Origin of the sequence: Saccharopolyspora elongata, from assembly GCF_004348985.1 — a bacterium.
GTDB classification, from domain to species: Bacteria; Actinomycetota; Actinomycetes; order Mycobacteriales; family Pseudonocardiaceae; genus Saccharopolyspora; species Saccharopolyspora elongata.
The window spans coordinates 179,629-200,106 of the sequence record NZ_SMKW01000004.1 but is presented as its reverse complement, the minus strand read 5'-3'; the positions used below and the strand labels follow the sequence as shown (position 1 = coordinate 200,106).

At 70.0% G+C, this 20,478-nt stretch carries 17 protein-coding genes; 10 read left to right on the top strand and 7 right to left on the bottom strand.

Annotated features, from left to right (window positions below):
- Positions 1-10: 10 nt before the first annotated feature.
- Positions 11-1,147, bottom strand: coding sequence for a 3-deoxy-7-phosphoheptulonate synthase (locus tag E1288_RS05090; RefSeq protein ID WP_132481517.1), 1,137 nt, complete (start codon positions 1,145-1,147; stop codon positions 11-13).
- A gap of 221 nt (positions 1,148-1,368) precedes the next feature.
- Here E1288_RS05090 and E1288_RS05085 point away from each other — a divergent pair, with 221 nt between their 5' ends.
- The 3 genes from E1288_RS05085 to E1288_RS05075 all read left to right on the top strand — a co-directional run bounded on the left by E1288_RS05085 (position 1,369) and on the right by E1288_RS05075 (position 2,858).
- Complete coding sequence (locus tag E1288_RS05085; RefSeq protein ID WP_132481514.1) at positions 1,369-1,692, top strand: hypothetical protein; 324 nt, start codon at positions 1,369-1,371, stop codon at positions 1,690-1,692.
- Positions 1,693-2,015: 323 nt separating this feature from the next.
- Positions 2,016-2,249 carry a hypothetical protein gene (locus E1288_RS05080; protein WP_132481512.1) on the top strand — a complete coding sequence of 78 codons (234 nt, stop codon included), beginning with the start codon at positions 2,016-2,018 and terminating at the stop codon, positions 2,247-2,249.
- Positions 2,250-2,348: 99 nt separating this feature from the next.
- Positions 2,349-2,858: a putative glycoside hydrolase gene (locus E1288_RS05075; RefSeq protein ID WP_132481509.1), complete on the top strand. Its 510-nt coding sequence runs from the start codon at positions 2,349-2,351 to the stop codon at positions 2,856-2,858.
- Between the two features lie 22 nt (positions 2,859-2,880).
- Here the strand turns inward: E1288_RS05075 and E1288_RS05070 are convergent, their stop codons facing one another.
- The gene (locus E1288_RS05070; RefSeq protein ID WP_132481506.1) at positions 2,881-3,342 is read right to left on the bottom strand and encodes a sigma-70 family RNA polymerase sigma factor; all 462 of its coding nucleotides are present in this window, start codon (positions 3,340-3,342) and stop codon (positions 2,881-2,883) included.
- A 110-nt stretch (positions 3,343-3,452) separates the two neighbouring features.
- Here E1288_RS05070 and E1288_RS05065 point away from each other — a divergent pair, with 110 nt between their 5' ends.
- The 4 genes from E1288_RS05065 (at position 3,453) to E1288_RS05050 (ending at position 10,196) form a co-directional block, all read left to right on the top strand.
- Positions 3,453-6,128 (top strand): P-loop NTPase fold protein, encoded by a 2,676-nt coding sequence (locus E1288_RS05065; protein ID WP_132481503.1) that lies wholly within the window; start codon positions 3,453-3,455, stop codon positions 6,126-6,128.
- A gap of 1 nt (position 6,129) precedes the next feature.
- Positions 6,130-7,884 (top strand): VWA domain-containing protein, encoded by a 1,755-nt coding sequence (locus E1288_RS05060; RefSeq protein ID WP_132481500.1) that lies wholly within the window; start codon positions 6,130-6,132, stop codon positions 7,882-7,884.
- Between the two features lie 4 nt (positions 7,885-7,888).
- Positions 7,889-8,404 carry a magnesium transporter gene (locus E1288_RS05055; RefSeq protein WP_132481497.1) on the top strand — a complete coding sequence of 172 codons (516 nt, stop codon included), beginning with the start codon at positions 7,889-7,891 and terminating at the stop codon, positions 8,402-8,404.
- Between the two features lie 367 nt (positions 8,405-8,771).
- Entirely contained in the window at positions 8,772-10,196 is a 1,425-nt protein-coding gene (locus E1288_RS05050) for an MFS transporter (RefSeq protein ID WP_132481494.1), read from the top strand.
- Positions 10,197-10,405: 209 nt separating this feature from the next.
- On the opposite strand, the gene E1288_RS05045 is transcribed toward E1288_RS05050, so the two are convergent.
- Positions 10,406-11,251 carry a TauD/TfdA dioxygenase family protein gene (locus E1288_RS05045; RefSeq protein WP_132481491.1) on the bottom strand — a complete coding sequence of 282 codons (846 nt, stop codon included), beginning with the start codon at positions 11,249-11,251 and terminating at the stop codon, positions 10,406-10,408.
- 181 nt (positions 11,252-11,432) lie between these two features.
- On the opposite strand from E1288_RS05045, the gene E1288_RS05040 reads away from it, so the two are divergent.
- Entirely contained in the window at positions 11,433-12,461 is a 1,029-nt protein-coding gene (locus tag E1288_RS05040) for a methyltransferase (RefSeq protein WP_132481488.1), read from the top strand.
- Between the two features lie 23 nt (positions 12,462-12,484).
- Here E1288_RS05040 and E1288_RS05035 read toward each other — a convergent pair whose 3' ends face one another.
- Genes E1288_RS05035 through E1288_RS05020 form a run of 4 tightly spaced genes read right to left on the bottom strand, consistent with a single transcriptional unit; the run spans position 12,485 to position 16,845 of the window.
- On the bottom strand, positions 12,485-13,783 hold the full coding sequence (locus tag E1288_RS05035) for an FAD-dependent oxidoreductase (RefSeq protein WP_132481485.1): 1,299 nt from the start codon (positions 13,781-13,783) through the stop codon (positions 12,485-12,487).
- The gene (locus E1288_RS05030; protein ID WP_207954179.1) at positions 13,780-14,763 is read right to left on the bottom strand and encodes a UbiA family prenyltransferase; all 984 of its coding nucleotides are present in this window, start codon (positions 14,761-14,763) and stop codon (positions 13,780-13,782) included. Before E1288_RS05030 ends, E1288_RS05035 begins: the two co-directional genes overlap by 4 nt.
- A 2-nt stretch (positions 14,764-14,765) precedes the next feature.
- Complete coding sequence (locus E1288_RS05025; RefSeq protein WP_132481482.1) at positions 14,766-15,773, bottom strand: polyprenyl synthetase family protein; 1,008 nt, start codon at positions 15,771-15,773, stop codon at positions 14,766-14,768.
- Position 15,774: 1 nt separating this feature from the next.
- Complete coding sequence (locus E1288_RS05020; protein ID WP_132481479.1) at positions 15,775-16,845, bottom strand: aminotransferase class I/II-fold pyridoxal phosphate-dependent enzyme; 1,071 nt, start codon at positions 16,843-16,845, stop codon at positions 15,775-15,777.
- A gap of 617 nt (positions 16,846-17,462) precedes the next feature.
- Between E1288_RS05020 and E1288_RS05015 the strand changes: the two genes are divergently transcribed.
- The gene (locus E1288_RS05015) at positions 17,463-19,139 is read left to right on the top strand and encodes a prenyltransferase/squalene oxidase repeat-containing protein (RefSeq protein WP_132481476.1); all 1,677 of its coding nucleotides are present in this window, start codon (positions 17,463-17,465) and stop codon (positions 19,137-19,139) included.
- Between the two features lie 55 nt (positions 19,140-19,194).
- Positions 19,195-20,391: a cytochrome P450 family protein gene (locus tag E1288_RS05010; RefSeq protein WP_132481473.1), complete on the top strand. Its 1,197-nt coding sequence runs from the start codon at positions 19,195-19,197 to the stop codon at positions 20,389-20,391.
- Positions 20,392-20,478: the final 87 nt, after the last annotated feature.

Below are 20,478 nucleotides of genomic sequence, written 5' to 3'. Positions count from 1 at the left end.
CGCAGACCGCTCACCGCCCGGCCGGCCGGGTCCAGGGCCGCACCGGCGCGATCCGCCTGCGGCGCGCCGCCTCCGCGAGGACGTCCAGGCAGCGCGCGGTGGCGGGCCAGTCCAGGCAGCCGTCGGTGACGCTGACGCCGTAGCGCAGCGGCCTCGCGGCGATGTCCTGGTTGCCCGCCTCCAGGAAGGATTCGATCATGACTCCGAGCAGGCCGCGGTTGCCCGACGCGACCTGCGCCGCCACGTCTTCGACGACGCCCGGCTGCCGCCGGTGATCCTTCCCGCTGTTGCCGTGCGAGGCATCGACCACGACGCCCGCCCCGACGCCCGCGGCGCGCAGCTCGTCGAGCGCCGCGCCGACGGACGCCGCGTCGTAGTTGGGCCGCGCGCCACCGCGAAGCACGACATGGCAAGCGGAATTGCCCGCGCCGACGACAGCGGACAGGGCTCCGCCGGCGGCCAGCGCGGGGAAGGTGTGCGGCGCCCGCGCGGCTCGCACCGCGGCGATCGCGACCTCGACGTCCCCGGTCACGCCGTTCTTCATGCCGACGGGCATCGGCAGCGCCGACGCGAGCTGCCGGTGCGGCTGGGAGGCCACCGTGCGCGCGCCGAGCGCGCCCCACGACACCAGATCGAGCACGTACGGGGCGAGGAACGGGTCCACGAACTCGTACGCCAGCGGGAGGCCGGAATTCGCTGCGCGCACGAGGAATTCGCGCCCGATCGCCAGCCCCTCGGCCAGGTCCTCCCGGCCGGCCAGGTGCGGATCGTGCAGGAGGCCCTTCCACCCGACCGAGGTTCGCGGCTTCTCCAGGTACGCGCGCAGCACCACCAGCAGGTCGCGGTCGTGCGCCGCGGCGGCGGCCGCCAGCTCGTGGGCGTACTGCAGCGCGGCGTCCGGGTCGTGCACGGAGCACGGCCCGACGATGACCAGCAGCCGGTCGTCCGCGCCGTCGACGATCTCCCGCACTGCGCGGCGGTGCCCGGCCACCTGAGCGCGCAGCCGTTCGCCGCGCGGGAAGCGCTCGGCCAGCTCGGCCGGGGTGGGCAGCGGCCCGAGGACCCGTGCCGAGTCGTCCGGCCATGCCAGGGCGAGCGGCTCGTCCGCGATGGCGGGCAGTTCGAGGGGTACCGCGGGTCCAGCCATGCCGGCGAGCTCCTCCTCCGTCGTGATTCCCGAAGCGGTCGGCGCCGGGAGCACGAAACCCAGCAGACCACTTGGGTTAGCCTAACCTAATCAAATCGGACGCAGGGCTCAAGTGATCTAGGGAACAGCACTGCGCGAAAAGGACCATCCAGACGCGGGCGGGCACGCATCACGGCGGGCCGGGGCTTCCACGCTCCCGATCACTCGACGAGACTGAGCGCATGCCACCGCAAGAACTGCTCGCGAGGCCGCAATGGCGACGAACCGGCGACACCCGCTTTCCGGTGGCCGCCACCGTCGACGGCCGATCGTGGGTCTTGCGGCTCAACAGCTTCCCGGATCATCCGCTGTGGACCCTGTTCGTCGACGGCGCGGCGCGTTTCGACACCGACAGCACGCCGCCCACCTGGGGAAAGCCGTTGAACCGGGCGCACCCCGCACTGGCCGCCGCTACCGCGGAGGAGATCCTCGCCCCCGTCCGGGACTTCGTGGCCTACGGCAGCGAGGCCGGCACCCCCTGCGACGACCCCTTCTGCTGCGGCTGAAGCCCGGCCCCACGAACGCGGATCCACCGCGCACGGTTCACTCCGCGCTCCTCGCCCAGATCGTGGGGCAAATCCGCTGCCCGTTCTTCCCCGCCCGCGGACAATTCCGGTGGCCCCGGTCACCGCGCTGATAACTTCGGCCGCAGCGATCGAGTTCGCGGACGGCGTTCATCCGATCCCGGCAACGATCGCAGGTTCATCCGAAAGACCGCCGCCGCGCCGAATCCCAGTCAACCGCGAGGCTGGAACACCGGCGCGCGCCGGCGGCAATCCATGGCGGGAATGCGAATTCGGCATTTTCCCGGGCGAAGGAAGGATCAACTGTGAAGAAGCTCATGGCCGGTGCCCTCGTGGGGTTCGGCATGCTCGTCGCCACCGCGACGTCCGCGACCGCCGCACCGGCCGAGTGGTACTACACCGGCTACTGGTACCACACCGCGGCCGCGTGCGAGCAGGGCTACCAGGACATGGTCGGCGGCCCGGGCGGCCCGGGCGTGGACCTGCCGCACGAGTGCAGGCCGACGAACGGCGTTTACGAGCTGTGGCGGATGCGGTGACGGCTCGCGCCTGACCGAGCACGGAGCGGGGAGGCGTCCGGCGAAAACCGGGCGCCTCCCCGCTCCTCCACCGGGGCGATCCGAGCGGCAATGCGACGAATGCGTGAACATCGGCGAAACCCGCTCGCCCTTGCCGCGAACGGCGCGGAGCAGTCGCCGCTGATCAAGGCGGCGCCCGCCCCCGGCAACAACGGCCTACGGGTGTCCTGGCTGGACGACCAGCCGGGGCAGTTCTACCTCCAGACCGCGAACCAGCGGGACTCGATCGACCTCTCGTCCTATGTGGACAACGGGGGCGCGCTGGTCTTCGACGCGGTGCTGCACGCGCCGCCGCCGGACGACACCGCGAAGATCGCGGTGCACTGCCAGTACCCGTGCGTCGCCGAGCTGCCGGCCACTTCGCTGTTCGGCGGGCTGCCGGTGGAGAAGCAGGCCGCGGTGAAGATTCCGCTGTCCTGCTTCGTGTCGGCGGGGCTGGACCCGAGGAAGGTCAACACCCCGTTCGTGGTCTACTCCCAGCGGCGCATGGACGTCACGTTCGCCAACGTGTGCATCGAGACCGGCGCCGCGGACGACGCGGACGCCACGTCCTGCACCGAGTTGCGCTGACCCGTCCACTCCTGCCATTCCGTCACGCGGCTTCCGGGAGCGGGCTGGGGAACTGGTCGCGCAGCGTGCGAAGTGCGTTGTGCAGCCTGCTCTTCACGGTGCCGACGGGAACGCCGAGCACGGATGCCGCGGTGCGGTCGGTGAAGTAGACCTCCACCACCGCGCTGCGGTGCACCGGGGAGAGGTGGTCGAGGAGCTCGCCCACGACCATGCGGTTCTCCACCTCGTCGCTCGGCGCCGACTGCACGGCGGTGTTCGCCAGTGCTTCGCCGTCGAAGCCGACCTCGGTCGGCCGGGCCCGCCGGCCGCGGTGGATGTCGATGGCGACGTTTTGGGCGATGCGCAGCAGCCAGCCGCGCACCGAGCCCTTGCCGTTGGTGAGGCGGTCGGCGTGGCGCCAGGCCCGCAGCCACGTCTCCTGCACGACGTCCTCGGCCAGATACCGGTCGCCGGTGAGGCGGGTGGCGTAGGAAAGCAGCCACACCCCGTTTCGCCTGGTAGGGCCGTGGCGCGGGGCCTGCGTGGCGAAGGCGTTGCCTTTCTTCCCGAATCCATGTGTGCCCGGCCTTGATCGCGCTAGTGTCGGTGATCACTATGACGAGCACTCCGGAACCGTTCGCGGGCCATCGCGGCGCCGTTCGCGCCATCGCCGTTTTCCCGGACGGCCGCAGGTTCGTCACCGGCGGCGACGACGCCACGGTCCGGGTCTGGGACCTGCGCACCGGCGTGCTGCTGCACAAGCACTCCGAGCACGAGGACGCCGTGCTCGCCGTCTCGGTCGCCGCCGACGACCGAGTCGTTTCGTGCGGCCGGACCGCGACGGTCGAATGGGCGGTCCCGAACCGCGGGACCTCCCCCGCGCGGCACCGCGTTCGCGTCACGGCAGCCGCCATCTCGCCCAGCGGCGACGCCGTCGCGGCCATCGACCTCGCGGGAACCGTCCTGCAACCGCCCGACGGCAGCAGCTGGCCCAGCGGGCACCGGCTCGTCGAGAGCATCGCGGTGACCAGGAACCGGCAGGTCGTCACCGCCGGCTCCGACCCGCTCATCCGCGTCACGGACTGGTCCGGCGAGGAACTGGGCCGGCTGAACGGCCATGCGCCCGGCAACGCCGCGGTGGCGGCTTCCCCCGGCGGCACGCGCGTCGCCTGCGCAACCCTGGACGGCGTGCTCTGCTGGAACCGCGGCCAGAAGGAAAGCACGGTGCAGCTGGCCGGCTGCGAAGACGTGGTCGCGGTGGCCGTGACGCACGACGGACGGCAGGTCGTCGCGGGCGATTTCAGCGGCGGGGTCTGGGCCTGGGAGCCGGAGCGCCCCACCAAGCCGATGCAGATGCACGGCCGGCACGACGGCGCCGTGCGGTCCTTCGCCGTCACTCCCAACAGCAGGCTGCTCATCAGCGGGGCCGAGGACGGCTCGATCCGCGTCTGGGACCTGACGACGGGCGGCCCCGCGGATCCCGGCACGAAGCAGCGACCGCAGGCCGGGCTCGCCAGCGACCAGGAGAGCGACGAAGACCTGCTCGACTTCGCCGACGACGTGCGCGGCCTCGCCGAGCTCGTCCTCGACCGGGAGACCAGGCCACCGCTGGCGATCGCACTGCTCGGCCGCTGGGGATCGGGCAAGTCGAGCTTCCTGCGCCAGCTCGAGAAGAACGTCGAACGGCTCGCGAAGGAAGCCGGCCGGAATCCGGCGCGCAGCGTCTTCGCGACGGCGGTGCGCCAGGTGCGCTTCGACGCGTGGCACTACAACGACGACCACCTGTGGGTCGGGATCGTGGAGCACCTGTTCGCCACCCTCGCCGAACCCGTGCCTCCCGACGCCGATGACGTCCGCACCGAACGCACCACCCTCCGCAAGGAGCTCCACTTCCTCGAAGAGCTGGCCGATCCCGAGGCCGGCCTGGGCCGGCGGCTGCGTGCGCGCATGCGGCTGTGGTGGGCGAAGCTCGTGCTCCGGCGTGCTCGTCTCGCATGGGCAGCCGGAATCGCACTGCTGCTCGCCGCCGCGACCGGTTTGGTGGTGTGGCTGACCGGCGGCGCCGTCTGGGCGTGGCTGGTGGGCGCGGTGAGCACCGTGCTGCCGATCATCGAACTGATCACCACGACGTGGCCCACGGCCCGGCGGCTCACCGCGGGCGACTCCCCGAACCTGGACAGCCGCGTGCGGGACACCAAGATGCAGCTCGCGAAGCTCGACGCCGCCCAAGAGCTGGCGCTGGTGATCGAGGAGGCCCGGGCTGGCGGTTACGAGCAGTACCGCGGGTTGTTCGGCCGCGCGCACGCCGATCTGCGCAGGCTCAGCGAATCCGCCGAGAAGGCGTTCGCGGAGTGGGATCAGGCCGACGAGCAGCAGCGGGCGGCCTCCGCGGGTTCACCACCGCTGGAACGGGTCATCCTCCACATCGACGACCTCGACCGCTGCTCGCCGCGCAAGGTCGTCGACGTGCTCGCCGCCGTGCACATGCTGCTCGCGCTCCGGCTTTTCGTCGTAGTGGTCGCGGTCGATCCCCGGTGGCTGCGGCGCTGCCTGGAGCAGTACCACTCGGAACTGTTCGGCGGCCATGCCGATGGGGAAGACGGCGCGACGCCGCTGGACTACCTCGACAAGATCTTCCAGGTGGTGTTCGGCCTGCGCCCCATGGGAACCGAGGCCGAGCGGTTCGTCGAGGCTCTCGTGCCGACCGAAACCGCGTTGCCGACGGCACCGTCGCCGGGCACCCCACTGTCGGGCGGTGTCAGCCCGGAGATGTTCGCGCCGGAGGGCGCAAGACCGGCCGAACCCCGGCCGCAGTCGCCCGATCCGCAGCCGGAGAAGCTGTGGCTGCAGACCGACGAGCTGGAGTTCATCCAGCGGCTCCGCCCGCTGCTGGCAACGCCCCGCGCGGTGAAGCGGTTCGTGAACCTCTACCGCCTCGTGCGCACGACCGTCCGCGACGAGAAGGACTTCATCCGCACCGGGGAGTACCAGGCCGTTCTCGTGCTCCTGGCGGTGCTCGTCGCCGCACCGGAAGGATGCCGGGCCCTCATCGCGATGCTGCGCGACCCGAGCCACGAGGGGGACGTCGTTGCGCTGGTGGAGGAACTCGCCGCCGCCGAACAGCCGGCACGAGTGCGCGAGATCTGGACGAGGTTGCTGGGCGTGCTGAGCCGCGGGCCCGCGGTGCACGGGAATCCTTCGACCTACCGCCGCTGGGCGGGTACGATCGCTCGGTTCAGCTTCGAGACCTGGGACCTGACCGAGCCTCGCACGCGATCTGGGGAGGACTGACGTGGCTCGACTCGTTCAACGACGCCACGTGCTCGGCGGGATCGCCGGTGTCGCACTGGCCGGCGCGGCCGGCGCCATATCGCTGTCCACCTCGACCGGATGCAGCCGGACGGAGACCATCCGCGTCAGTTCGTCGTCGGAGAAGGCAGCCCTCGTGGCGGAACTCATCAAGGAGTACAACGACGCGCACCGCGCGGTGGGCGGTCTCTGCGCGCGCGTGGAGATGACCGCGCTCACCTCGGGGAAGATGAAGAACCTGCTCGCCGAGGGCGCGAAACCGCCGGAGGTGTGGCTGCCGACGTCGTCGATGTGGTTGCGGCTGCTCGAACACGAGGGCCACGGCGACCTGCTGGTGCCGGGCGCCCGGTCGATCACCAGGAGCACGCTGGTCATCGCCATGCCGGGGTCGGTGGCCGCGGCGCTCGAACAGCGCAACAGGCCGCTCAGCACGTGGGCCGACGTGCTCCAGTTGGCCCAGTCCGGGTGGTCCAGCTACGGAAAGCCGGACTGGGACGACTTCATCCTCGGCAGGGACAACGCCGAGACCTCGACCTCCGGCTTGGCCGCCACGGTCGTCACCTACAACGCGGCACCGGGCGAGTTGACCCGGGAACGGCTGAACGCCGTCGAGGTCCAGCAGTTCGTGCGGGACATCGAGCTGTCGGTGTCCAACTACGGCGACGAGGCCGTGCAGTACATGCAGACGATCTACGACCAGGAACAGCGCTGGGACAGCAACGACCCGGCCTACCGGCCGTACCTCGACGCCGTCGTGATCCAGGAGCAGATGGCTTACGTCTACAACCTCGGCGCGCCGACCGGTGACCCCGGTCGGATCAACAGCCAGGGCCCGAAGAACCCGCTGCGCGCGGTGCACCCGCGGGACGGGACGCTGGAGCTCGATCATCCTTTCGTCGTCATGTCCGCGGCGACCAGTGAACAGCGGGCCATCGCAGAGGACTTCTACCGGTTCCTGATCGAGCCCGACCAGCAGAAGCGCTTCGCCGACCTCGGCTTCCGCTCCCTCGAGGACGCGACGCGGCCGACCGATCAGCTCAGGCGAACCCTTCACGTGCCGGCCGATCAGCAGCTGAACTTCGTGCCGCCGCCCGACGGCCAGTTGCTGGCGGCGATGCTGGAGAGCTGGCAGAACGTGCGCCGCAAGGCACGCGTGCTGCTCCTGCTCGACCTCTCGGGGTCCATGAAGGAATCCGTCAACGACCCGGACACGAACCAGGATCCGTCCAAGCTGCAGCTGATGATCCCGGCGGCCCAGCGGGCGCTGGATCTGCTCAACGTCGACGACGAGGTGGGCCTGTGGACGTTCTCGTCGAACCCGTCCGTCATCAAGTTGGTGCCGGTGTCCCGCGTCGGTGACGTGCGCGAGGAGCTCCAGGCCAGGATCCAGGGCCTGACCGCGGTCGGGGAAACGGCGTTGTACCAGGCGATCGATGAGGCGTACCAGACGATGACACGAGAGGCGAACCCGGATCGCATCAACGCGATCGTGCTGCTCAGCGACGGCGCGAACACCGAGCCCTACCCCGGCGGCGCACCGGCATTGCTGGCGAAGCTCGACCCGCAGGCGCGGGAGACACCGATCCCCATCTTCACCATCCCCTATGGACAGTCGGGGGACGAGAACATCAAGGCGCTGCAGGAGATCTCCAGGATCACCAAGGCCACGTACAACGACACGACCAATCCCCTGGACATCGACCAGACGTTTGAACGCGTCTTCCGGAATTTCGGGTGAGCACATGTCGTTTCCAGAGCGGTTCCGTGATCGGGTGGCGATCGCCGAGGCGATCGTCTTCGGGTTGCTGAGCGGGATCTTCGCGCTGTGGTGGCCGTGGCCGTGGCTGGCGGCGGTCGTCGGGCCGGCGATCGCCGTCGTGGTGTTCCTGATCGCGACGTGGCGCAAGCTCGCGCCGGCCCCGCCCCGGCCGGACCCCACCGAGTTCGACATCGAGGAACGGGTCCGCGTCTGGGCGAGGAACGCCGGCGACAACGCCCGCGGGCACGCCGACCAGGCCGTCGAGCTGGCCGGCGACATCGTGATCCTGAAGTTCCAGTGCGAGCGGGCCATGCAGTTCGTCGAAGACGACTCGGCGCGAGCGGAGGCGGCGAAGCGGCTGCGCACGATCGTCGACTTCGTCGAGACGCGCAAGCACGCCCCGGAACAGGCGGTCGGGTGGGACGTGCTGGTGAGGCACCTCCGGACGGCCCAGGAAGAGCTCAAGGGAGAACTCGGGAAACTCCCCCGGAAATCGTGAACAGCGAACGGGCCGGCTCCACTCGCGCGGAGCCGGCCCGTTCGCCACGTCGCATCCCGGCGGGAGCTCAGCCGCTGGCGACCTCGCCCGCGGCGGGCACGTCCTCCGGCAGCAGCAGGCCTCGTCCGCACGGCGCAGTAGCCGCCGTCGATCGGTCGATGTGCAGGCATCTGCGGGCTGAATCCCATACGGTGCAACAACAACGGACCCCACGCAGGCTGTACCGGACACCAAAGAAAACGCTACTCCTGTCAGGGAAAGACGGGCGCTACCGGCATAATCGCGATGCTTCGGTGGTTGAAGGCTTCGTGGAGCCCGCCGGAGTCCGAGTCGCCCGACCGCGCAGACGATGGGAGCTCATCCGACCATGACCAGTGCCTCCAGCACGCCTCCCGTCGCAGCCCCGCAGGTGCGGCCGGGCACCGTCGTCCCGGTGCTGGCGTTCAGCGGCATCGTCGTCTCGCTCACGCTGGCCCTGATGATCCCGCTGGTGCCCAAGCTGCCCGGGATGCTGAACGCGAGCGCGGCGGATGCCGCGTGGGCGATCACCGCCGCGCTGTTCGCCGCGGCCATCGCCACGCCCACCGTCGGCCGGCTCGGTGACATGTACGGAAAGCGGCGGATGCTGCTGTTCAGCCTCGGGATGCTGGTGCTGGGCTCGGTCGTCTGCGCGCTGTCGAGCGGGCTCGCCCCGATGCTGGCCGGCCGGGTGTTGCAGGGTTTGTCCGCCGGCGTGATCCCGCTGGGCGTCAGCATCATGCGCGACGAGCTGCCGCCGGAACGGCTCAGCGGCGCGACCGCGGTGATGACCGCCTCCCTCGGCGTCGGCGCGGCGCTGGGGCTGCCCGCGGCGGCGTTCATCGCCGAGAACGCCGACTGGCGCACCCTGTTCTGGGTGGCCGCGGCCCTCGGCGCCGTCGGAGCAGCGCTCGTGATCTCGCTCGTGCCGGAGTCGCAGGTCCGCACCGGCGGGCGGTTCGACCTGCCGGGCGCGGTGGGCCTGTCGATCGCGTTGCTGTGCCTGCTGCTGGTGATCTCCAAGGGCGCGGACTGGGGCTGGACCGGCGGTTTGACTCCCGGCCTGCTCGTCACCGGACTGGCGGTGCTGGCGGTGTGGGGCTGGTGGGAACTGCGCGCGCCGCAGCCGCTGGTCGACCTGCGCACCACCGTGCGCCGCCAGGTGCTGCTCACCAACATCGGTTCCGTGGTGTTCGGGTTCGCGATGTTCGCTATGTCCCTGGTCGTCCCGCAACTGCTGCAACTGCCCGTGGCCACCGGACACGGGCTCGGGCAATCGCTCCTCGTGGCGGGCCTGGTGATGGCGCCGAACGGGCTGATCATGATGGCGATGGCGCCGGTGTCGGCGCGGATCTCGCGGACCAGGGGCCCGAAGGTCACGCTGATGGCCGGCGCGCTCGTGGTCGCCATCGGGTACGGCTTGAGCCAGGTGATGATGTCGAGCATCTGGCAGCTCGTGATCGTCTCCAGCATCGTCGGTGTCGGCGTCGGACTCGCCTACGCCGCGATGCCCGGGCTCATCATGGCCGCCGTGCCGGTGTCCGAGACCGCGGCGGCCAACAGCCTCAACACGCTGATGCGCTCCATCGGCACCTCGCTGTCCAGTTCGGTCGCAGGGGTCGTGCTCGCGCACATGACGATCGACCTGGGCAGCGCGTCGGTCCCCTCGCTCGACGGGTTCCGCGTCGTGCTGACCATCGGCGCGGTCGCCGCGCTCTTCGCCCTGTTGATCGCCGCCTTCCTGCCTGGCTCCGCGCGTTCCGCGGACCGGTAGCCCGGTCGTCGACCGAAGGGACCGGGTGCCCGCACGACTCCGGCTGTGGATCTGCACCTTCCCCGCCCAGAGGTCATCCAGGTATCGCGCGCACCATCTGCACAGATCGGAACCCCACCGGTGGTTTCACCGGTGGGGTTCCGCTGTTGGTGTCCAGGCCGGGGCAGGACGGCGCATGTCGGGGCAGGCCGATGCCGTCATGCCCTGTTTCAGGCTCGCTGCCGGAAGTCGGCAGCGGTGCTTCCGGTGTCCGCGAGGTGCGGCCAGCGCGGCTCGTCGCCCTTCGGTTCGTCACCCAGGATCGTCACGCGGTGCCCGACACGGCGTTCGGTGTAGTCGTTGACGGCATAGTGCTGGGTGACCCTGTTGTCCCACATGGCGATCGCGCCCGGCCGCCAGCCGAACCGGCAGATGTTCTCCGGCCGCTCCGCCACGGTGAAGAGGTGTTCGAGCAGCACATCGCTTTCCGCCCGGCGCAACTGGGGGAAGTGCATGGTGAACATCCGGTTCACGTACAGCGATCGCCTGCCTGTCACCGGATGCACGCGCACCACCGGGTGCTCGGCCTCGAAGGAGGTGCCGTTCGGGTGCGTGAAGGCATGCACGGCCGTCAGCCCGTCCAGGAAGTCCCTGAGCGGCGCGGAGAGGCCCTCGTAGGCCAGGTACTGGTTGCTCCACATCGTGTCGCCGCCGCGCGGCGGGCACTGCACGATCTGCAGGATGGACGCGACCGGCGGATTCGCCTGGAAGGTCACGTCGGTGTGCCAGACGTCGGCCTTCGCGCCCTGATCGGAGTCGAGCACCACGATCTCCTGGTGGCCGTCCAATTTGGGCAGGAACGGATGAACCTCCAGTTCTCCCAGGAAGCGGCCGAAGTTCTTGTGCGCCTCGGCGGAGAGCGGATCGGCCTCCGGGAAGAACAGCACGAGATTCTCCATGAGCAGCTCGTGCAACTGCGCGAAGGATTCCTCGGTCAGCTTCTCCAGATCCAGGCCGCGCACCTCGGCGCCCAGTGCGCCGGAAACGGGACGTACGTCGATGTCGCTGCTCGCCATTGGACGGTCACCTCATTTTCCTTTTGTACTCGGATGTTTCTGGCATGCTTGCGCGAGCCCGCACCGGGATTTCCGATGCGGCTCTCCTCCTGATCGCGGTCGTTGACGCGACGACCGGCGGCCGGTAAGGATGGAAGGACGGAGGCGGTCGGGTCTTCAATACGAAGGGAAACAGGTGTCCATGGATTCCTCGGAATCTCAAGATGCTGTCACCGAGACAAGTCTCGAACTGGCCAGACTCATCGATCTGGCAACACCTTTCGCCATTCGCGTCGCGGTGACGCTGCGGTTGCCGGAGCTGGTGTCGGGGGGCACGACCGAACTCGGTCCGCTCGCGACCGCCACGGGGGCACACCGGGAATCCCTGGCGCGGCTGCTGCGCCACCTCGTCCACATCGGACTGTTCGCCGAGACCGAGCCGGGCACCTACGGACTGACGGCATTGTCCCGGCAGCTGCTCTCCGGGGACGGCAAGTGGTTGCGGGACTGGCTCGACCTGGAGGGGCCGGGCACCCGGATGGACCTGGCGTTCAGCGGCATGCTGCACTCCATCCGCACCGGCACGTCGGCCTACGGCACGGTGCACGGCACCCCGTTCTGGGACGACTACCAGCGAAACGACGACCTTCGGCGCTTCTTCGGCGGCGTCATGGCCGCCTACGCCTGGCAGACCGGACCGGTGCTGGCCACGGAGTTCGACTGGACGCGGGTGCGGACCGTCATCGACGTCGGCGGGGGGCACGGCGCCCTGCTCGCCGAGGTCGTCCGGGCCAATCCGCACCTCGGCGGCGAGGTGCTCGATCTGCCGGCGGTCGCCCCGGAGGCCGAGCAGTTCTTGACCGAGGCGGGCGTGGCAGGGCAGATCTCGTTCGTGCCGGGCAGTTTCTTCGACCCGCTGCCGCCCGGCCGGGACGTCTACCTGGTCTCCCGCGTGCTCACGGACTGGAACGACGAGGACGCGGTGCGGATTCTGCGGCGCTGCGCCGAAGCCGCCGGCGACAGCAGCCGGGTACTGGTCGTGGAAGTTCTCGCCGGCGACGACCACGCCAAGCAGAACACCTCCTTCGACCTGCAGTCCCTGGTCCTGCTGGGCGGCCAGGAACGCAGCGTCGCGGACTTCGAGGCGCTGGTCGGCAAGGCGGGGCTGAGCCTGGTCGAGACCCGCACCTGGCCCGGTGGCCTCGTCGTCGTGGAGTGCAGCCCGCGGTGACGCCCCTGGCACGGCGCCGGTCCTCATGCCCATCCGGGCCGGCGCCGGGCCAGCGGATCCGGCAGCAACCCGAGCTGGCAGAGCCGGTCGAACGGCGAAAGCCGGTGCAGGCCGAGACCGGCCAGGTTGTGCATGACGGTGAAGCTGAGCCGCTGGTTGGCGCCGGTGTTCCGCAGTGCCCGCCGGCCGATCGTGCGACCCACCCACGACAGGTCGGTCAGCATGCGCGCGGCGTTGTGGCTGATCTTGCCGATCTGGCGCAGTTCGGGCAGGCGTCGACGCTGGTACTCGCGCAACGCGATGTCCACATCGGACCATTCGAGGGACTGGGACCGGTCGGCGATGCAGGTGCTCAGGGCGTGGGCGTCGTAGATTGCGCTGTTCATGCCTTGCGCCGCCATCGGATGCACCGAATGTGCCGCTTCGCCGACCAGAGCCATGCCGGGCGCGGACAGGCCGTCGGCGACGAACCGGGCCACCGGAAGCGTTTGCCGCTTCTGCAGACTGCCCCGCAACTGGTCCTCGAACGTCGCCAGATCGGGCAGTTCCGCGATCAGCGCGTCACCCCAGCGCCGCATCGCGTCGTGCTCCATGCCCCGGAGCTCGTTCGGTTCTACCTGGACGTAGAGCCGGACCCGGTCCCCGGGCAGCGGGTAGCGCATCCGCAGACCGCGGCCGGTGACGTAGGCGGTCACCTCCGCCGCCGCGCCGGGCACGTCGGGGATGTCGAGGGCGACCAGCCGGTGCGGGTAGTCCTTCCGGTTCGCGTCGATGCCCGCCGCACGCCGAAGCCGCGATGAAACGCCATCGGCCGCGATCACCAGCGGTGCACGGATTTCGTGCGCACGTCCGCCTTCCCGCACGGTCACGCCGGTGATTCGTCCGGTGTCGTCGCGAACCACCTCGCGGACCGTCACACCGCGGCGAAGCCCGACGGTCTCCGGCAGGCTTTCGGCGAGCGCGCCCAGGATCGACTCGTGGTCGGCCGACAGCAGCCAGTTGGTCGCGTCCGGCAACTGCGTGTAGTCCAGCGACATCCGGGCGTCGCCCCGGCCCTCGCAGGCGACCAGCGCGGAAAGCCTTACCGCGCCTTGATGTTCCAGGCGTTTAGTGACCCCCCACGCATCCAGGATCTTCAACGCCCCGGGCTGCAGCACCTCGCCCTTCGGTATCCGGGGCACCCTTGGTTGCTTCTCGACGACCACGACCCGCAGCCCCAGCGCACCGAGCGCATGTGCGGCGGCCAGGCCGCCCACACCCGCCCCGCAGACCACGACGTCCGCACGCTCGGTGCCGACTTCCTCGAAAGCGGGAGAGCTCATGTCGGCTGGGTCTCCTTGTCGTCGGCGGCGATTTCGTGTTTCGACCGCATCACGGCCTGGGTCCACAGGCTGAAGACCAGCACCAGGACGAGCAGCGAGCCGACCGTGACCGCGGGGACGGTGCGGGCGAGGACCGCGCCGGCGAGAACGAGGCGTTCGGCGACCAGGAGCTCATGTGCCCGCAACGCACGGGTCTGGCTCAGCGTCGGCGCCAGCCACAGCAGCGGCAGCACCGCGACCAGGCCGACGCAGGCCGCTGCGGTGAGCAGCACCGGGTAGCCGGGCCGGTGCGGCAGCAAGAGGCCGAATGCGGCGGTGACGATCGCCGAGGCGTACAGCATCGTGATCAGCCGGGTGGCGTAGCGCATCCCGTATCGCACGGGCACCGACCGGTAACCGGCGGCGCGATCACCGTCCACGTCGCGGAGCGTGCCGACCAGATTGGACGCCGTGTCGTGCAGCAGGAAGACCACGGAGAACACGACTGCCGGCCAACCGGGCAGCGGATCCACGACCATGGCGCCGATCAGGAAGGCCAGCGCGGTGATCAGGCCGCGCACCAGGTTCCCGGAGAGACCACGGGCCTTGCAGAACCTGCTGTAGGCCACGATTCCGCCCAGTGCCACGACCACCAGCAGCAGCGTCCGCCAGTTCGCCCAGGTCAGCAGCGTCGCCGCGCCGACCGCGAACCCGATGCCGCAGGTGAGCGCGGTCCCGGCCGGCAGCCTTCCGGACGGGATGGGGCGCTGCGGTTTCGCGACCCGGTCCAGCTCCCGGTCGAAGTAGTCACCGAGGTAGTGCCCGGACAGCCAGCCGAACGCGGGCCCGCAGCCGGCGATGACGAACTCGGCGAGCCCGGCCGCGCCGCCGACACCGGCCCCCGCGACGCCCACGAGCACCGGATAGCAAAGCGTGTACGGCCGGCAGGTCTGCACGTGCGCCCACAGGCTTCGGCGCGCTCGCTCCCATCGGTCGCGCATGGCTACCGGTTCCGGTCGATGGACAGATCGGCGATGGCCAGCATCTGCTCGACCGCCGCTGTCCCCGGCAGGTCCGCGATGCTCTCGCGCGCCCAGGCGATCTCTTCGGCGGCGCGCGCCCGGCTGAGGTCCAGCGCTCCGGTGCTGATCAGGAGTTCCCGCATGAGCCGGTGCGAATCCGCGACCGGCATCCGGCCCGACAACGCCTCGGCGAACCGGCGCCGGTCGCCGTCCCCGGCGGCCTGGTAGCCGACGAGCACCGGGAAGGTGGGGCGCAGATTGGCCACGTCGCTGGTGGCCGGCTTGCCCGTCGTCGGGGAATCGGCCAGGTAGGGCAGCAGATCGTCGAAGATCTGGAAGCCCACGCCGAGATGCTCGGCGTACCGGGTGACGGCGTCGGCGTGTTCGGCGGTGGCGCCGCCGAGGATCGCCCCGGCCCGGCAGGCGCCCCGGAACAGTGCGCCGGTCTTGAGCGCCACCATTTCCTGGTAGTCGCCGACAGGGCAGTTCAGATCGCCGGCCATTCCGGCTTCCCGGACCTGCCCACGGCACACATCGGATCCCGCGGTGGACAGGACCCGGGCCGCCTCGAGCACGGCGGCCGGCTGCACGGCCGTGCATTCGAGGAGCGTGCTGGTCATGTTCAGGATCAGGAAATCGCCCGTGACAAGCGCGTCGGGCATGCCGTAATGGGTGTGCACGGTGGGCCGGCCCCGGCGCAGCTCGTCATCGTCGATGATGTCGTCGTGCACCAGTGTGGCCACGTGCAGGTACTCCACGGCCAGGGCGGCCGGTAGCAGCTGTGCACTGTCGCCGCCGGTGGCATCCGCCGAGGTGAGCAGCAGCATCGGTCGCAGCATTTTGCCGGGCGCCAGCAGTGCGTAGCCGGCCATCTGGTCGGTCCGCTCGGCGACCGCCGACCACCTTTTCCGCATCTCGCGGTTGAGCAACCCGATCAGTTCCGGCGAACCGAACCCGGTGGGCACCGCGTAGGTTTCGGTGTTGGTCATGTCAGGCGCGATCGACGGAAACCGGCTGCCGCGCCTGGGAGTCGCCGCCCGGCGGTTCGTCGCCGTGCAGGAAACGCCGGGTGAGTTCGAGCAATGCGTCGTTGGCCTCGGGAGTGCCTACCGTCACCCGGACCCCGGCGCCGCCGGCGAGCGTCCGCACCTCGATGCCACCGGCCGCGCAGAAGCGCACGAACGACTCGTTCGCCTCGCCGAGCGTCAGCCAGTGGAAGTTGCCATGACTGCGGGGCACCTCCAGGCCGAGCGCGAGCAACCGCGCGTACACCCGGTCGCGTTCTGCGGCGACTTCGGCGCACTGCCTTCGCATCACCTCTTCGGCGCGCAGCGCGACGATCGCGGCATCCTGTGCCACGGTGCTGACCCGGAAGAAGTACGAGCCGGGCCGGAGTCCGGTGACCACCGCCTCGTCGGCGATCAGGTAGCCGACCCGGAGCCCGAGCAGCCCGTGGGACTTGGAGAAAGTGCGCACCACGCAAACGCGCGGATCTTCGGCGGCGAGCCGGATGCCGTTGGCGATCGCGGATTGATCGGCGAAATCAGCGTACGCCTCGTCGATCAGCACGAGGACGCCCGCGGGAAGGCGGTCCAGGAACGTCCGCATCTCGGCCTCGCCGAACACGGTTCCGGTCGGGTTGTTCGGATTGCACAGCAGCACGACCTTGGTCCGCTCGGTGACGGCGTCGGCCATCGCGGCCAGGTCGTGAGCGTCCTCCCGGAGCGCCACCGGCACCGCCGTGGCACCCGCATTCTGCACCAGCAGCGGATACATCTCGAACGACGGCCACGCGTGCACGACTTCGCCGCCGCCCGCGAAGGCGGTGAGGAACTGCTGCAGGAGCGCCCCCGAGCCGGGACCGACGAACACCTGCGCGGAATCCAGCCCGAAATGTCCGGCGATCGCCCGCGTCAACCCGGTGGACATCGCGTCGAGCGTCAGGTTGACCCGACCGGATCCGTCCACAATGGCCTCACGCACTCCAGGCAGTGGTGCCGCGAAATTCTCGTTCAGGGACAACTGGTGCCGGATGGTAGTCACAGGCTGATCTCCGTTCATGACGTGCACACGTTCTCACCGCGCAAGCGGAATCCGGTCGCGGCCGATGGAGCCGCGAAAGGCGAACAGGCTTGACCGAAACGGGATACTGATCTTGATTACTTCAGACCAGACGCCATCGTGTCAACGGGTCCGCGCCAAGAAGGGCGCGAATGGGCAAATGACGTTGCCCGAAAACCCCTAGAAGTCCATCAACTTGAGATGCCCTGCCTACGGTGCATCGCGGGTGGACGGCAGACCGGCGTTGTACCGACTCGTACGAAATCACCGGTATACTACTGAAAAGTGGTTGTTCCCGCGTGCCCCGGTACCCGGACTCTCCAGCATCCGGACCCTCCGGGCTCGATCTGGCTCATTGCAGACACACAGCGTGAAGAACTGGTCGATCCAGGAATGATCGAGTACGGTGAAGCATGCGCGAAATCGGTTAGCGGACAACGCATTTCGCCCGTGATCCGCGACCGGTATCCGCGACTGCGACACCGACGACCTGCCCGATCAACAGGTCGTCACCTGGTCGGCGGTTGTGGCGGGTTCGGGTACCCACCAAATCCCTTCCGGGCCGCCGTGCCCCGCCACGAGCTGCCGAATACCACGACTGGGCTGGAGGAATCCGCATGACGATGGTGCAGGCCGACCCCGATCCGTTCACGGACGCGCTCGACAAGGCGATCCGTGAGGGCGCGGAGGCGCTGTTCCTCGCTCAGCGTGCCGACGGCGTGTTCGACTACAGCGAGGACAATCTGACCTCGACGCTCGGGACGGTCGGTGCGCTGTCCGCGCTGCATTACGCCGATCCGGGCGGCAGCGCGGACTTGATCGCGGCGGGCGCCGGGTGGCTCAGGCGAACGCAGAACGCCGACGGCGGTTGGGCGATGGTTCCCGGCCTGTCCAGCGAGGCCGGGCCGACGGCCGTCGGCTCGGCCGTGCTCCACCTGGTCGACCCGGTGGGCAGCGCCGAGTCGGTGGCGGCCGGGCAGCGCTGGATGACGGATTTCGGCGGCCTGGACGCGATCCCGCACCCGGAGGTCGTCTCGTGGTGCCGGCAGTACTACGGCTTCGTCGGCTGGCTGGCTCCCGAGGAAATGCGCCGCTTCCCGCTGGAGGTGGCGCTATTTCCGGGCCTGTACCGCAGGCTGTTCGACCTGCGCGTGCCGATGGCGTTCGCGCTCGGCCTCGCCCAGGCCCGGCACAAGCCCCTCACCGGCTTCCAGCGGGTGCTGGCCCGGCTGGGGAAGCCGAACGCGCTGACGGCGATCCGGCAGGTCTACGAGCATGAGGGCTCGACCGGGGCCTGGTGCGAGAACGCCTGGGTCACCGGTCTGGTCTGCACCGGTCTGGCCCGCGCGGACCTGGCGCCGGACATGGTCGAAGCCGCGGTCAAGTGGTTTCGCCGGACGATGGACCCCGACGGCTGGTGGCAGACCGGGCCGCTCGACGCGGCGTGGACGATGTACGCCGCGCGCGGGCTTGCCGAGGCCGGTTACGCGGACGACCCGAGGCTGGCCGCGTCGGCCGGGCTGTTCGTGCGCCTCCAGCAGCATCGCCCGTTCCTCGCGTTCGGGTGCCCGCCGGGCTACTGGGGCTGGGCGGGCACCGAGGGCTGGCCCTCGACCTTGGAAACGAGCGAGATCCTTTCCGTGCTGTGCCGGCTGCCCGGCGAGGGGCAGGCCAGGGCGATCGAGCTCGGTGTCGACTGGCTGACCCGGTTGCAGGACACCCGCGGTTCCTGGGGGCTCTGCGTGCGCAACACCAAGGTCGCCAACAGCGGGCCGTGCCCGATGACCACCGTGCAGGCCGTCGATGCGCTGCTCGACGCGGGTGTCCCGGCGGATGACCGCCGGGTTCGCCGCGCGCTGCGCTGGCTCGCCAAGGCCCAGTTGCCGGACGGCGCCTTCGAGTCGGTGTGGTATCGGCACCACACGATGGCTACCGCCGCCGTGCTCGAAACCTTCTCCAAAGCCGGCTTGGCGGACGACGGAACGGCCCGCCGCGCGAGGGCATGGCTGGAACGTGCCCGGCTGTCCGACGGTTCGTGGGGCGACGGGGCTGGTGCGTCCGCCACTGTCGAAGAGACCGGCTGGGCGATCTCGGGCCTGCTGGCCTCGGGCGCCGATCCGGCTCACGTGCGTCCTGGGGTGGACTGGTTGCTGGCGAGGCGGACGCCCGGCGGTGGGTGGCCGGCGGAGAGCGTCCACGAGTACGTGCGCTACGTGAGCCGATACAGCAACCCCGCGTTCACGCAGGGCATGGCCCTTCGCGCGCTCGGCCGCTACCGGGATGCGGTGCGCTGATCCCGCAGGTATTCCGGCATCGCCGTACGGCACACTCCAAGGAACGGAGAACCCCATGACAGGTGCGACGCAAGAGGATTCCTTCACCGAGCACTACTGGCGAGACCCGCACGCGGCGCTCGCCGGGACGCGCGAGACCTGTCCCGTCCGCGAGGTCGACTTCGAGGGTGGACGGACCTGGCTGGTCACCCGCTACGACGACGTGCGGGCGGGGCTCGCCGACGAGCGGCTGGCGAAGGACTGGCGGTCCAGTCTGCCCGCCGAGGAACGCGCGTCCGCACCGCCTGGGCTGCCCGCCCCGATGTCGCACATGCTGACCTCGCTCGACCCGCCTGAACACACCCGGCTGCGAAGCCTGGTCACCCAGGCGTTCACCGCTCGGCGGATCGCCAGGCTGCGCCCGCGCGTCGAGGCCGTCGCCGGGGAACTGCTGGCCGCTCTGCCCGAGGACGAACCGGTCGATCTCGTGGCACAGTACGCGATCGTGCTGCCGATGGTGGTGATCAGTGAACTGCTCGGCGTCCCCGAGATCGATCGTGACGAGTTCGCACGCCTGTCCACCGTCCTCATCGACGAATGCCCCGAGCCCGAGCTGGAGCGTGCCTCCGCCCAGATGGCCACCTACCTGGAGGGGCTGGTCGCGGCCAAGCGCGCCGCGCCCGACGACGCACTGCTCTCCGCGCTGATCTCGGCGTCCGACGAGGGTGACCGGCTCTCCGACCTGGAGATCGTGGCGATGGCCATGCTGCTGCTGATGGCGGGCCACGAGACCACCGCGGTGTTCATCACCAACAGCGTCCGCGCCCTGGTGGCCGACGACTCCGCGCGCGAGCGACTCGCCAGGCCCGAGTCGGCGCCGTCGCTGATCGAGGAGTTGCTGCGCTGGCTCTCGCCGGCCCTCAACGCCTCATTGCGGTTCGCCACCGAAGACCTGGAGATCGGCGGGGTCACGATCCCCAGGGGTGCATCGGTCACCCTGTCCACTGGTGCGGCCAACCGCGACCCGGCGCGGTTCGGGGATCCGGACGTGCTGGACCCGGACCGCAACACCACCGGCCACCTCGCCTTCGGCTACGGCATCCACCGATGCCTGGGTGCCGCCCTGGTCCGGCTGGAGGGCGAAGTCGGGCTGGCCGCCCTGTTCAACCGCTTCCCGCGACTGCGCATCGTGGCCGACCCGGCCGAGCTGACCTACCGCCGCAGCGTCCACGTGCACGCCCCGCGCACGTTGCCAGTAGTGCTCGGGGGCTGAGGCACGTGACGGGGTGGCACGGAGCAGTGGGCCACCCCGTTTTCCGCCACGAACATGTCCCGGCGGACACGTCCTAATGCCGCGCGC